The organism is Nocardioides alkalitolerans (assembly GCA_038184435.1).
Taxonomy (GTDB): Bacteria; Actinomycetota; Actinomycetes; order Propionibacteriales; family Nocardioidaceae; genus Nocardioides; species Nocardioides alkalitolerans_A.
Genome location: CP116227.1, coordinates 1,850,431 through 1,863,440, shown reverse-complemented (window position 1 = coordinate 1,863,440; position 13,010 = coordinate 1,850,431). Strand labels below are relative to the sequence as shown.

Below are 13,010 nucleotides of genomic sequence, written 5' to 3'. Positions count from 1 at the left end.
TCGGGGCCGCCGCCCCGCATGACGTCCCGCGGAGGGGGTCAGGCCGCGCCCGCCGCCACGTCCGCCGCGAGGCGCCGGGCGACGCCCTCGACCACGACCTCGCGCGCCGGCAGGTCGGCGACGAGGTAGCCGGCACCCACGAGGCCCCGCGGCCGGAACCCGATCCGCACGTGCACGCGACACGCGCCCGGCATCCCCGACAGGCCGGTGAGCCAGGCGCTCATCCGCACCGTCCCCGGGGCGTGGACGCGGGCGTGCAGCCGCAGCCGGTACGCCGCGGGGTCCGCCTCCAGCACGGTCCAGAAGCCCGCCTCGTCGCCGGGCCGCAGCAGGCCCTCGCCGGCGGCCGGGCCCGGTGGCGCCACGGGCGCCGCCGGGGGCGGGCCGAGCACGGTCCGGGCAGCGTCGTCGAGCCGGCCGCGGAAGACGAGGGGCGCGGCGTCGGCGTACCAGCGCCCGCTGCCCGGTGCCGGGGGAGCCGCGACGACGCGCCACGCGTCGGCCAGGGGCACGTCCACCCGCACGTGCCGCTCGCTCACCCCGGGACGCGGCAGCAGGCGCCGCACCGGCCCGACGGGTCGGGACGCGGCCATCAGAGCCGCACCCGCACGGCGTCGCGCAACGCCTGCTCCGGATCGACACCGACCGCGTGCGCCTCGGCGACGAGCCCGAGGAGCCGGTCGCCGATCGCGTCAGCGGCGGGGCCGGTACGGCGCGGGGCGAGGTCCAGCGGCGTACCGGCCCGCGACGAGCGGTCGAGCACCTTGTCGGCCCACAGCAGCGCCGGCAACGTCGGCGGCAGGCCGTCGGTGGGGTCGGTGCGGGTCTTCTCCGTGGCCTTCACGGCTTCCCACCTCTCGTTCACGGCGGCCGCGTCGATAGTGCCGTCGGCCGGATCGGCCGCGAACACGTGCGGGTTCCGGCGCACCAGCTTCGCCGTGAGGTCGGCGGCGACGTCGTCGATGGTGAAGGCGGTGGCGTCGGTCCGCTCGGCGGCGATCGCCGCGTGGAAGTAGATCTGCAGCAGCAGGTCCCCGAGCTCCTCGCGCAGCAGCGCCGGGTCGTCGGTGTCGAGGGCCTCCAGCACCTCGTGGGCCTCCTCGAGCAGGTAGCGCGCCAGCGACCGGTGTGTCTGCTCCGCCTTCCACGGGCACTCCCGCCGCAGCCGGGCCATCACGCCGACGAGGTCGAGGAGGGCGTGGCCGGGCGCGGGTTCCGACGTCGGGGCGGGAGCGGGGGCGGCGTCCACGTCGCCCAGCCTAGGAGCGGGGTGGCTGCACCGCAGCCGGCGGACGTCATGCGCGCCGCCGGCTCGGGCCACCGCACCGCATGACGTCCCGGGTGGGTCCGCGCGCCGCCCACCCACCCACCCACCTCGCGGACGTCATGCGCACCGCCGGCGCGAGGCACCGCGCCGCATGACGTCCCGGGTGGGTGGGGGGCGCGGGGGTCAGCGCGCGACCGTGCGGAACCCGAGCTGCGACCGGGCGAACGTGCCGCCGCCGTCGAACTCGGCGCGCAGGTCGTAGGTGCCGCGCGCGAGGCCCGGCAGCGTCACCGTCGCCCGCCCGTTGCGCACCTCGGCCGTGGTGAGGTGGCGGCCGCCGTGGTAGATGCGGAGCGCACCCCGCGCCGGGATCTGCGACCCGGGCGCCGTGACGTAGAACGAGCTCGTCACCGACCGGCCGGCCGTGATCGTGCCGGGCAGCGCCTCGTCGATCCGCGTCCCCGCGGGTCGCACCACGAGGTCGATCGTGCCCGACGATGCCCCGTGGGTCTCGTCGCCGGCGAACACGGCGAGCGCCGTGTGGGTGCCGACCGCGAGGCCCGCCGGGATGGTGATCCGGCCGGTGCCGTCGACCAGCGTGACGTTCCAGCGGATGCCGCCGAGGTGCACCTGCGCCACGCCGTCGACCGGCTCGCCGCCGGTCACCTTCACGCCGACGGTCCGCGTGCGGCCGTACGGCGCGTCGACCGGCGTCGCTCCGACGTAGAGCGAGGTCACGGCACCGACGCCCAGCTCCACCTCCGCCGACGTCGAGGAGGCCACGAAGCTCTCGCCCGCGGGGACGTACATCGCCGTGTAGGCGTGGGCACCACCGCTGACGCCGGTGAGGTCGGCGGTCGCCTGGCCGTCGACCACCGGGCCGACGCCGACGAGCTGGACGCCCTCGAAGAAGGCGACGTTGCCGAGCACCGGGGACTCGGTGCGCGGCGTGACCACGGCCCGCAGCTGGGCCCGGCCGGCGCCGGAGGACACCGCGGTGAGGAGCGTCGTCGACGACGTGAGCACGGTGACGTCCGTGGAGGTCGACGAGGAGCCGGCGGCGTGCGCGCCCTCCGCCGGGACGTAGGTCGCCATCAGGGTGTGGCGGCCGGGCGGCAGCGCGGCCTGGAGGCTGGCCCGTCCGTCGACCAGGTCGGCGGAGGCGACCTCGGTCTCGCCCTGGCGCACGACGACCCGCCCGGTGACCGGGGTGGCCGCCGCCGGGGCGACGACGACGGTGAGGTTCGCGACGTCGCGGTTGAGCGCGGCGGCCGTGAGGGTCGTCGTGGTGGTGGTCGTGACGGTCACGGTGCCGAGGTCGGAGGTCGACGCCGCGAGGCCCGAGGAGGCCGCCGGCACGAACCGGGCCGTGTAGGAGTGCGGGCCGAGCGCCACGCCGGTCAGGTCGAGCGTCGCGGCGCCCGCGGTCACCGGCACGGTGCCGACGACGGTGTCGTCCTCGAGGAACTCGACCTCGCCGGCGGCGCTGCCACCGGTGACCGTGGCGGAGAGGCGTACGGCGCCCGCCCCGGTCTGCTGCGCCGCGAGCATGGTCGTCGTGGTGGCCAGCTCGGTGTCGAGCGCGCGGCCGAGGCGCATGAGCTGGGTCTCGCCCGTGGCGTCCTTGAGGCCGTCGTTGTCGGTGACCGCGTACACCTCGCCGTCGGCGGCGATGGTGAGGCCCTCGAGCTTCTCCTGCGTCCAGCCGTGCTGCTCGGTGAGGACGGGCAGCACGTCGACCGCCAGCTCCTTCTCCACCGGCGTGACCGTGCCGGGGGTGCCGGCCGGCAGGTCGACCGTGTAGACGCGCTTGATCCGGGCGTTCGGGCCGTTGAGCTTGTCCCGCTCGATGACGGCGACGGTGTCGGCGTCGACGGTCACGATCTCCGACAGGCCGACCCAGTCGCCGCTCGTGCTCGTCTGCTCGAGCGTGTAGCCGAACCAGGTCCACTCGCCGGTCACCGTGTCGTAGCGGCCGATCCGCGTGGTGGCCTCCGGCGTCGCCCCGCTGACGCCGGTGCCCAGCGGGCGCTGGAGCGCGACGTACAGGGTCTCGTTCGCGAAGCCCTGGGCGATCGAGACGCCCTCGAGGCCCCAGTTCTTGAGCCCCGCGGTGACGTCGGCGGGCAGGCTCACCGTCTGCTGCACGACGCCCTGGGCGTCGATCCGCACCAGCGAGTTGGCGGGCCCGGTGGCGCCCTCGCTGGCCAGCCAGAACCCGCCCTCGGGGCGTGCCGCGAGCCCCTCGATGTCGAGGTTCTGGGGCGTGCCCGCGGAGCTCCGCACATCGACGACGGAGGTGATCTCCGCCGGGGTGCCGGACACGTCGACCGTGTAGACGCGACCGGGCTTGTACGCCGAGTCGCTCGCTGCGTAGAGGACGTCCGGGTTCGTGGGGTCGGCGCTGAGGGCGCTGAGCGCGCCCCACCCGATCGGCTGCGCCGGGTCGCTGCCCGGCACGTCGCCCGCCACGATCGACGGGAAGAACGGCGCGTCGGCGCCCAGCTCGAAGAGGCTCACGCTGGCGCGCACCCCCGCGGCGGCGTTGTCGGTCTCCGACGACACGGCGAGCAGGTCGCGTCCCGGGATCGGCAGGATGCCCTCCGGTCCGTTCGTGGCGGGCAGCACCTGGCGGAAGACCGGGTTCCGCGGGTCGGTCATGTCGTAGACCGCGACGAAGTTGCTGCGCTCGGAGCCGACGAACGCGTACGGCGTGCCCCCGACCTCGGCGAACGCGAGGCCCTCCGGCTCGGTGCCCTTCGACGACGCCTTCGCGCGGGCGTCGTTGAACAGGCCGTGGCGCACGGCGATCTGCTCGAAGCTGTTGCCCGCGTCCCAGACGACGTCGCCGCTGGTGGCGTCGAAGACCGTCCAGCCGCGCGTGCCGCCCTTCCAGTCGCCCTCGTTGGCGGTCGCGACGAGCCCGTCGCCGACCCAGGCGATCGCGTCGGGCTCGCGCGGCTTGTCGAGCGACCCCGTCGGGTTGAAGACCCCGTCGGAGGTGGTGTCGATGCCGCTGACCCGGGCGTTGCCCGCGGAGAAGACGTTCTCGATCGTGCCGGTGGGCAGGTCGACCACGACGACGCCGTTGTTCTCCTGCAGGGTGACCGCGACCTTGCCGTCGGCGTTGACCGCGACGTACTCCGGCTCGGGGTCGACGGGGGTGTCGATGCCGGCCGCGGCGAAGGCCGCCAGGGCGCTGCCGTCGGGGTTGGTGAACGGGACCGGGCGGGCCGTCCACGTCGACGGGTCGCCGCCCAGGGCGACGGTCTGGAGGAAGCCGGCCGGGGCCTGCGGCAGGGCGGCGCCGTTGGCGTCCTCGTCCCGCTGGTTCTCCATGGCGATCGCGGCCCACGCGCCGTCGGCGCTGATGGCGATGGAGTCGGGCTGGCCGCCCAGGTCGATGCGGTGGACGAGGCTCCCGTCGCTCGTGCGCACGGCGAGGAGCGCACCCGAGGGGGCCGTGAACGACGTGCTCGTGTCCACGACGGCGAGCAGGTGGTCGCCGACGACCGCGACCGAGGTCGGCTGCACGGGGGTGCCGGCGTCGAAGTAGCGCGTGAGGTCGAGCGTCCCCCGGCCCACGGGCGCGGCGGGGTCGGAGATGTCGAGCACGCCGACCCGCTGGCCGGCTGCGTCGGTGTAGTAGAGCGTGCGGCCGTCGTCGGAGACGTCGGAGATCTCGGCGACCGTCTCGGTCGCGACGGGCTCGCCGTACGGCCGGTTGAGGTAGACGGGGTACGTCGCGGTGCGGTCGAAGTAGGTGGCGCCGTCCACCGGCGCCGTGGGGGCGGCGGCAGCCAGCGGGGCGACCGGGCCGCGCACGGCGGCCGCGGCGAGACCGGGGGAGCCCAGCTCGACGCCGGCGAGGACGGCGGCGCCCAGGGCCAGGGTGACGGTGGCGCCGACGGAGCGGCGGACGGTCCGGAGGGACATGCGGGTTCCCTTTCGGGGGTCGGCGTGACGACAGGGCGACGGGGCGGGTCCGGCGCAGGTCGCGCCGTCCCGCGCGCATCTTCGGGTCACCCGCCGGTGCGTCCGACGACGCTCGGGATGCCCCGCGGTGGCCGCTGGGTGAACGCTCGGCGACACCGCACGGCGCGCTGCGGCACGCCTGGCCTCGCGGAGGTCGCGGCTTCGTTAGGCTGACCGGCGGTCGCCCGGGCCAACCCCGGTGGCCACCGTCCGGCCCGTCGTACGCCGACACGCGGCGTACCCCCGTCCCAGGAGCAACATGGCAAGCATCGTCGCCGTCGGCGCCCGCGAGATCCTCGACTCGCGCGGCAACCCCACCGTCGAGGTCGAGGTCCTCCTCGAGGACGGGGTGCTCGGTCGGGCAGCCGTCCCGAGCGGCGCCTCCACGGGCGCGTTCGAGGCGGTCGAGCTGCGCGACGGCGGCGACCGCTACCTCGGCAAGGGCGTCCAGGGTGCCGTCGACGGGGTGACCGAGCGCATCGCGCCCGCGATCGTCGGCCTCGACGCCGACGACCAGCGCCTCGTCGACCAGACGATGCTCGAGCTGGACGGCACGCCCAACAAGGCGGACCTCGGCGCCAACGCGATCCTGGGCGTCTCGCTCGCCACCGCGCAGGCGGCGGCGGAGTCCGCGGGCCTCCCGCTCTACAAGTACGTCGGCGGCCCCAACGCCCACGTGCTCCCCGTGCCGATGATGAACATCCTCAACGGCGGCGCCCACGCGGACACCAACGTCGACATCCAGGAGTTCATGATCGCGCCGATCGGCGCGCCGAGCTTCTCCGACGCCGTCCGCAGCGGCGCCGAGGTCTACCACTCGCTCAAGGCGGTGCTCAAGAAGCGCGGCCTCGCCACCGGCGTCGGCGACGAGGGCGGCTTCGCCCCGGAGCTGGCGTCGAACCGCGCCGCGCTCGACCTCATCGCCGAGGCCGTCGGTGCCGCCGGCTACCAGCTCGGCACCGACATCGTGCTCGCGCTCGACGTCGCCGCCACCGAGTTCTGCACGGACGGGGTCTACACGTTCGAGGGTGCGTCGAAGTCGGCCGAGGAGATGACGGCGTACTACGCCGAGCTCGTCGCCGCCTACCCGATCGTCTCGATCGAGGACCCGCTGGACGAGGACGACTGGGCCGGTTGGAAGGCCATCACCGACAGCCTCGGCTCGAAGACGCAGCTCGTCGGCGACGACCTCTTCGTCACCAACGTGGAGCGCCTCCAGCGCGGCATCAGCGGCGGCCAGGCCAACGCCCTGCTGGTGAAGGTCAACCAGATCGGCTCCCTGACGGAGACGCTCGACTCGGTCGAGCTGGCCCACCGCAGCGGCTACCGCTGCATGATGAGCCACCGCTCGGGCGAGACCGAGGACGTCACCATCGCCGACCTCGCCGTCGCCACCAACTGCGGCCAGATCAAGACCGGCGCCCCGGCCCGCTCGGAGCGCGTGGCGAAGTACAACCAGCTGCTCCGCATCGAGTCGGAGCTCGGCGACGCCGCGCGCTACGCCGGCGCCGGTGCGTTCCCGCGCTACCGCGCCTGACCCACCGCAGCACCGAGCAGAACCCAGCAGAACCCAGCAGCACCCAGCAGTGCCCCGCCCACCCCGTCCCGCGCCCGAGAGGAGCAGAGCCGTGGCCGACGAGCGTCGTCGCACCACCCGCGGTTCCGGTCCCCGGGCCGGGACGGGGCCGGGCCGCGCCCGCGCGGGCGGCCGGGGCAGCACCCCGCCCGGCGGACGTCCGTCGACGGCCCGCGCCGGCGGCGCCGGCCGCCCGCGCCCCCGCTTCACCGGCCGGGCCGCGATCCTCGTGCTCGTGCTGGCGGTGCTCACCGTCTCCTACGCGTCGTCGTTGCGCGCCTACCTGACGCAGCGCGCCCACCTCGAGGACCTGCGGGCGCAGATCGAGGAGAAGAGCGCCAACATCGAGGCGTACGAGCGCGAGGCGCGCCGCTGGGACGACGACGGGTACGTCGCGCAGCAGGCTCGCGAGCGGCTCGACTACGTGAACCCCGGCGAGACGTCCTACGTGGTGATCGGCCGGGACGGCGAGCCGCTCGGCGGGGACGACGCCAGCCTCTCGGAGCCCGTGGTGGCGCCCCCCGACGAGGAGGTCCCGCCCGCGTGGTGGGACACCGCGTGGGACTCGGTGGAGGCCGCGGGCGACCCGGAGGCCGCCGCCGAGGAGGAGGCCGAGCAGCAGCCGGCGGACGAGATCGTCCCGCCGCCGGAGCAGACCGAGGAAGGAACCGAGTGAGCGTCTCCGACGCCGACCGCGCCGCCATCGCCGCCCAGCTGGGGCGGGAGCCGCGGGGCATCGCGGGCATCGGGCACCGCTGCCCGTGCGGCAACCCCGACGTGGTGACCACGTTGCCGCGGTTGCCCAACGGCACGCCGTTCCCCACGACGTACTACCTGACGTGCCCCCGCGCCGCCTCCCGCATCGGCACGCTCGAGGGCGGCGGCACCATGAAGGAGATGCAGGCGCGCCTCGGCGACGACGAGGAGCTGGCCGCGGCGTACCGCGCCGCCCACGAGCGCTACCTCGCCGCCCGCGCCGAGCTCGAGCCGCAGGTCGGCGGCGTGCCGGAGATCGCCGGCATCTCGGCCGGCGGCATGCCCGACCGCGTCAAGTGCCTCCACGTGCTCGCGGGCCAGTCGCTGGCCCAGGGCCGCGGCGTCAACCCGCTCGGCGACGAGGTGCTCGACGAGCTCGGCGACTGGTGGGCCTCCGGCCCGTGCGTCGCGCCCGGGGCCGACGCCACCGAGCCGCGGGACGACGCGTGATCGCCGCGATCGACTGCGGCACCAACACCATCAAGCTCTTCGTCGGCACCCCGCCCCACGCGGTGGTGCGCACGTCGCGGATGGTGCGGCTCGGCGAGGGCGTAGACCGCACCGGGCGGCTCGACGACGCCGCCGTGCAGCGGGCCTTCGCGGCGCTCGACGAGTACGCCGCGATCATCGCCGCCCACGACGTCGAGCGCCTCCGGTTCTGCGCCACCTCGGCCACCCGCGACGCCTCCAACGCCGACGTGTTCCGCGCCGGGGTGCTGGAGCGCCTCGGGGTCGAGCCCGAGGTGCTGAGCGGCGCCGAGGAGGCCGCGCTGTCGTTCGGTGGTGCGGTGGCCCACCTGCGTCACGCCCCCCGGCTCCCGGTCCTCGTCGTCGACATCGGCGGGGGGTCCACGGAGCTGGTGCGCGGCGACCGCGGTGCCGACGGCGTGCTCGTCCCGTCGGGGGCGCACTCGATGGACGTCGGGTCGGTGCGGCTGCACGAGCGTCACCTCGACGGCGACCCGCCGACCGGCGCCGAGGTGGACCGGCTCCTCGCCGACGTCGATGCGGCGCTGGACGCGAGCCCGGTCGACGTCGCCGGCGTCGCCCAGGTCGTCTGCGTGGCCGGCACGGCCCTGACCGTGGGGGCCGGGGCGCTCGGCCTGCCAGCGTTCGACCCGGTGCTGCTGGACCAGGCGGTCGTACCGCGGAACGCCGTGCGGGCCGAGGTCGAGCGGCTGCTGGCCCTCACGGTCGAGGAGCGGCGGGGGCTCGGTCACGTGCACCCCGGGCGGGCCGACGTCATCGGTGCCGGGGCGCTCATCCTCGACCGGGTGCTCGAGCGCGCGGGCGTCGACGAGCTCACGCTGTCGGTGGCCGACATCCTCGACGGGATCGCCGCGTCGCTCGTCGACTGACGGCGGGACGGACGAAGGGGCCCGACGTGCGGGTGCCGTCCCGGACTGAGAGGATGCCGCGGTGACACAGCACGCCATCACCGTCCTCGGCCACGACCGTCCCGGCATCATCGCCCAGGCCACGGCGGTCCTCGCCGACCTCGGGCTCAACATCGAGGACACCTCGATGACCCTGCTCCGCGGCCACTTCGCGATGACGCTCATCTGCGCCGGTGGCGCGACCGAGGGCCGGATCTCCGACGCGCTCGCGCCCCTCGCGGAGGACGGCTCGCTGACCGTCACGGTGCGCGAGGTGTCGGGCGAGCACGCGGCCGGTGCGGGCGGCGCGCCGCACGTGCTGACCGTCCACGGGGGCGACCGTCCCGGCATCGTGTCCGGCGTGGTGGCCGTCGTCGCCGGCGTCGGCGGCAACGTCACCGACCTCACGACCCGGCTCTCGGGGGACCTCTACGTCCTGCTGGCCGAGGTCGACCTCCCCGCGGGGGTCGACGTCGAGGCCCTGCGCACCGCGCTGACGGAGGAGGCCGCCCGCCTCGGCGTCGGTGTCACCCTGCGCGCCGCGGAGGCCGACGAGCTGTGAGCCAGACCCCCGAGGGCGCCGCGCACCAGGTCGACGCCCGGGTCGCGGGCTGGAGCGAGACCGAGCTCGGCGTCGAGGGCCGGGTGCTTGACGTCGTGCGCGCGCCGGCCGCCGTCCTGTCAACCGACGGCGAGCGCGTCGATCCCACCGCGCCCGAGACCGTGCAGCTCGCCGCCGACCTCGTCGCCACCATGCGCGTGAGCCCGGGGTGCGTCGGCCTGGCCGCGCCCCAGGTCGGTGTCGGCGTGAAGGTCTTCTGCGTCGACGTGTCCGAGCACCCCAAGACCCGCGACCACCACGGCACCTTCGTGCTGTGCAACGCCGAGGTCGTGACCTCGAGCCGCAACGAGAAGGCCCGGGAGGGCTGCATGTCGGTCCCCGACCTGACCGGCGACGTCAAGCGGCCCTCGCGCATCGTCGTGCGCGGCCAGCTCCCCGGCACCGGCGAGGAGGTCGAGGTCACCGCCAACGCCTTCGAGGCGCGCGCCCTGCAGCACGAGATCGACCACTGCGACGGGTTCCTCTTCCTCGACAAGGTCGCCGGCGCCCACGCGATCTACCAGCGCAAGACCTACCTGTAGGGTCGCGCTCCGTCCGGCCCCCGTGTCCCAACCGGCAGAGGAAGCCGGCTTAAACCCGGCGTGTTGTGGGTTCGAGTCCCACCGGGGGCACCCTTCAGGCGGCGACCCCGCCGGCGCGCGCCCCGAGGGCGAGCCCTGCTCCTTCAGGCCGCCAGTGCGGTGCTGGTCAGCGGGTAGTCGCGCAGCTCCGACGCGACGGAGCTCCACAGCTCCCGGATGAGGGCGCGGTCGACCCGACGGGCCCGGGCGATGTCGTCGAGCCACGCGCGCGCCTCGACGAGGATGCTGGCGTCGTCGGTGAGGAGGGCGGCGGCGAGGGCGCCCAGCACGTGGGGCACCTGGTCGAGCACGGCGGTGGTGCCGGAACCCCCGTGCCGCGCGACCCGCCGGCCCACCACGTCGGCGTGCATCCCGAGGCCCGCCAGCAGCGCGAAGGCCTCCCGTGCGGCCTCGCTGCGGAGCGGTGCCACGGCGGGCACCCGTCGCGGGAGGGTGTCGAGCAGGGCCCCGACGTCCGCGGGGTCGAGGGCCTGCGCCGTGGCCCCGATGCGGCGGGCCCGCAGCCCGGCGGGGTCGAAGGCGGCGCCGCCGACCACGACGGGAACGCCGGAGGCGGTGGCCGTCTCCACGTGGCGCCGGGCGAACACCAGCGACGACGCCAGCGAGGCGCTCACCAACGTGACCCGCGGCTCGTGGTCGGCGATGGCGCGCTGCAGCGCGAGCGTGGAGACGTCCGCGCCCAGGTAGGTCACCAGGTGACCCTCGTGCTCGAGACGAGCCGTGAGCATGAGGGCCGGCAGGGCGTGCCACTCCCGCTCGGCGCACACGACGAGCAGGGGGGCCGTCCCCCGCGCCGTACGGGCGGCCGAGGCGTCGCGGAGCGAGCGCGTTCGTCGGCGCAGGTGGTGCACGACCTGCTCGTTGACCGCGGTGGCGGCGTGCTCCCGGGCGACGGTCCACTCGTCGGCGGCCCAGAGCGAGCCGACGCGCCGCTGGGCGTCACCGACGAGGTCGGTGAGGACGCCGGACAGCGACGTGCCACCGGCGAGGACGGCGTCGACGACGGCCCGGGCGCCGGCCCCGTCGTTGTGGACGACACGGTCCCAGTACCGGTCCTGCACGGCGGTCTCGACCATCGGCGGGGTCGGGTCGGGACCGCTCAGGCCGACGCGGACGGCTGCAGCGCGATGATCGCGGCGTCGTCACGGTCCGAGGAATCGGGTCCGAGGAAGGACGAGACGCTCATTGCCAAGCGCTCGACGACCGCGCTGCTGGGGGCGCCACCGAGCCCGGCCAGCGCCGTGGCGATGCCGTCCTCGCCGAACATGTCGACCCGTCCGCGCGCCTCGGTGATCCCGTCGGTGTAGCAGATCAGGGTGTCACCCGGCTCGAGCCGGTGCACCGACCAGCCGAACTCGGCGTCCTCGAAGATGCCGAGGGCGGGACCGTGGGACTCGACGTACTCCAACGTGCCCTCGCGTCGCAGGATGATCGGCGGCGGGTGGCCGGCGTTGCACAACGTCACCTCGAACGCGCCGTCGTCCTGGCGCCGCAGGCGGGCGCAGACAGCGGTCGCGAAGCTCTCGACGGGCGACTCGGCCTCGTGCACCAGCACCTGGTTGGTGAGCGTCAGCACCCGGTCGGGGGAGCGGTCGACGAGGGCCGCCGTGCGCACCGAGGTGCGGATCCGTTTCGCGGCGACGGCCGCGCCGACGCCCTTGCCGACGGCGTCACCCAGCAGCAGGGTCAGGTCGGTCTCGCTGCCGTGGAGGTCGATGAAGTCGCCCCCCACGGTCACCTCCTCCTGCGCCACGCGGTTGTACGACGCGACGTCGAGCCCGGCGCTCGCCGGCAGGGGCGGCGGGAGCAGCGCGGTGCGCAGCGTGCTCGCCGCGTGCCGGTTGTCGGCCACGACGATGGTCACGTCGAGGGCGACGGCGAGCCGCTGGGCGACGTCCTCGAGGAACAGCACGTCGTCGGCGGTGAGGTCGCGACCGCGGGCACGGGCGAGGGTGAGGAGCCCGATGCCCCGTCCGCGCGCCACCAGGGGGAGGCTCAGCACGGAGGCGGCGTCGAGCTCCGTCAGCTGGGCCACCAGCGGGCTCTCGCCCAGCAGCTGCGTCAGCATGAGCTCGCGCTCGGGGGTCTCGGGCGGCAGGACCCAGTGCTCGGGGGCCTGCCGGGAGAGCACGTCCCGCACGGCCTCCGCCTGGCGGCGGCCGATGGGACGGTCGCGCTCGCCGACCAGGTCGTGGCCACGGGTGCGGCCGACCGACATCCACCCCTGGTGGCTGTGGAGGGCGACCTGCGCGAAGTCGACCGCGTGGTCGACGAAGGTGTCGACGGTCAGCTCGAGTGCCCGGGCGGGTCGGTGCACGGCACCGAGCACCTCGCCCAGGTGCTGCTGGAGGGCCTCCCGCTCGAGGAGCAGGGTGGCCTGCTCGTCCGCGTCGAGGTGGGCCCGGCTCCCGGTGTCGGTCACAGGGCGATCCGGGCGGTGACGGTGGTCCCGGTGCTGCGGGTGACGCTCCAGTCGTCGCAGATGGCCGCGACCATGGCGAGCCCGCGCCCGCGCAGGCCGTCGTCGGAGACGGGCTGCACGGTGATGGCGGGGCCGGCGCCGCCGTCCGTCACGCGGAGCACGACGTGCGACGGCTCGACACTCCAGGCCAGCTCGATCTGGTCACCGGGGCCGGGGGAGCCGTGCTCGACGGCGTTGATGACGAGCTCGCCGGCGACGATCACCGCGTCGTTCAGCACGTGCGTCGGCAGGTGCAGCGCCTCGAGCGCGCCCCGCACCACGTCGCAGGTCCGCCGGGCGGCCTCGTCGGAGTGGGGCACGTCGACGACGTGCCAGCCCGGTGGCGGGGAACTGAGGGGGCTCGTGGTCATGGCGGGGCGTCCGAGGGGGGGTCAG

At 75.2% G+C, this 13,010-nt stretch carries 12 protein-coding genes and 1 tRNA gene; 7 read left to right on the top strand and 6 right to left on the bottom strand.

Features of this window, described 5'->3' with window-relative positions; all coding sequences use genetic code 11:
- Positions 1-38 precede the first annotated feature (38 nt).
- From PIR53_08940 to PIR53_08930, 3 genes are all read right to left on the bottom strand, one after another.
- A complete protein-coding gene (locus PIR53_08940) occupies positions 39-593 on the bottom strand; it encodes a DUF2867 domain-containing protein (protein WZH54100.1) in 555 nt (184 codons plus the stop codon).
- Entirely contained in the window at positions 593-1,249 is a 657-nt protein-coding gene (locus PIR53_08935) for a MazG family protein (protein WZH54099.1), read from the bottom strand. The genes PIR53_08940 and PIR53_08935 overlap by 1 nt, the downstream gene beginning before the upstream one ends.
- Positions 1,250-1,450: 201 nt before the next feature.
- Complete coding sequence (locus PIR53_08930; GenBank protein WZH54098.1) at positions 1,451-5,203, bottom strand: esterase-like activity of phytase family protein; 3,753 nt, start codon at positions 5,201-5,203, stop codon at positions 1,451-1,453.
- 298 nt (positions 5,204-5,501) lie between these two features.
- On the opposite strand from PIR53_08930, the gene eno reads away from it, so the two are divergent.
- The 7 genes from eno to PIR53_08895 all read left to right on the top strand — a co-directional run bounded on the left by eno (position 5,502) and on the right by PIR53_08895 (position 10,183).
- Entirely contained in the window at positions 5,502-6,779 is a 1,278-nt protein-coding gene (gene eno, locus PIR53_08925) for a phosphopyruvate hydratase (protein WZH54097.1), read from the top strand.
- Between the two features lie 91 nt (positions 6,780-6,870).
- Complete coding sequence (locus PIR53_08920; protein WZH54096.1) at positions 6,871-7,494, top strand: septum formation initiator family protein; 624 nt, start codon at positions 6,871-6,873, stop codon at positions 7,492-7,494.
- Positions 7,491-8,024 (top strand): DUF501 domain-containing protein, encoded by a 534-nt coding sequence (locus PIR53_08915; GenBank protein ID WZH54095.1) that lies wholly within the window; start codon positions 7,491-7,493, stop codon positions 8,022-8,024. The genes PIR53_08920 and PIR53_08915 overlap by 4 nt, the downstream gene beginning before the upstream one ends.
- Entirely contained in the window at positions 8,021-8,932 is a 912-nt protein-coding gene (locus tag PIR53_08910) for an exopolyphosphatase (protein WZH54094.1), read from the top strand. The genes PIR53_08915 and PIR53_08910 overlap by 4 nt, the downstream gene beginning before the upstream one ends.
- 61 nt (positions 8,933-8,993) lie before the next feature.
- Positions 8,994-9,512 (top strand): ACT domain-containing protein, encoded by a 519-nt coding sequence (locus PIR53_08905; GenBank protein ID WZH54093.1) that lies wholly within the window; start codon positions 8,994-8,996, stop codon positions 9,510-9,512.
- Positions 9,509-10,093 (top strand): peptide deformylase, encoded by a 585-nt coding sequence (def, locus tag PIR53_08900; GenBank protein ID WZH54092.1) that lies wholly within the window; start codon positions 9,509-9,511, stop codon positions 10,091-10,093. The genes PIR53_08905 and def overlap by 4 nt, the downstream gene beginning before the upstream one ends.
- A gap of 16 nt (positions 10,094-10,109) precedes the next feature.
- A tRNA-Leu gene (locus tag PIR53_08895) sits at positions 10,110-10,183 on the top strand.
- Between the two features lie 53 nt (positions 10,184-10,236).
- Here the strand turns inward: PIR53_08895 and PIR53_08890 are convergent.
- Genes PIR53_08890 through PIR53_08880 form a run of 3 tightly spaced genes read right to left on the bottom strand, consistent with a single transcriptional unit; the run spans position 10,237 to position 12,985 of the window.
- Positions 10,237-11,229 carry a cobalamin B12-binding domain-containing protein gene (locus tag PIR53_08890; GenBank protein ID WZH54091.1) on the bottom strand — a complete coding sequence of 331 codons (993 nt, stop codon included), beginning with the start codon at positions 11,227-11,229 and terminating at the stop codon, positions 10,237-10,239.
- 23 nt (positions 11,230-11,252) lie between these two features.
- Positions 11,253-12,575, bottom strand: coding sequence for a SpoIIE family protein phosphatase (locus PIR53_08885; GenBank protein ID WZH54090.1), 1,323 nt, complete (start codon positions 12,573-12,575; stop codon positions 11,253-11,255).
- Positions 12,572-12,985 (bottom strand): ATP-binding protein, encoded by a 414-nt coding sequence (locus PIR53_08880; GenBank protein ID WZH54089.1) that lies wholly within the window; start codon positions 12,983-12,985, stop codon positions 12,572-12,574. Before PIR53_08880 ends, PIR53_08885 begins: the two co-directional genes overlap by 4 nt.
- Between the last annotated feature and the right edge of the window lie 25 nt (positions 12,986-13,010).

Excerpts from the sequence above, each read along its gene's own strand:
- PIR53_08890 (WZH54091.1), bottom strand. The coding sequence starts at position 11,229 with ATGGTCGAGACCGCCGTGCAGGACCGGTACTGGGACCGTGTCGTCCAC.
- PIR53_08880 (WZH54089.1), bottom strand. The coding sequence starts at position 12,985 with ATGACCACGAGCCCCCTCAGTTCCCCGCCACCGGGCTGGCACGTCGTC.
- PIR53_08940 (WZH54100.1), bottom strand. The coding sequence starts at position 593 with ATGGCCGCGTCCCGACCCGTCGGGCCGGTGCGGCGCCTGCTGCCGCGT.
- eno (WZH54097.1), top strand. The coding sequence starts at position 5,502 with ATGGCAAGCATCGTCGCCGTCGGCGCCCGCGAGATCCTCGACTCGCGC.
- PIR53_08930 (WZH54098.1), bottom strand. The coding sequence starts at position 5,203 with ATGTCCCTCCGGACCGTCCGCCGCTCCGTCGGCGCCACCGTCACCCTG.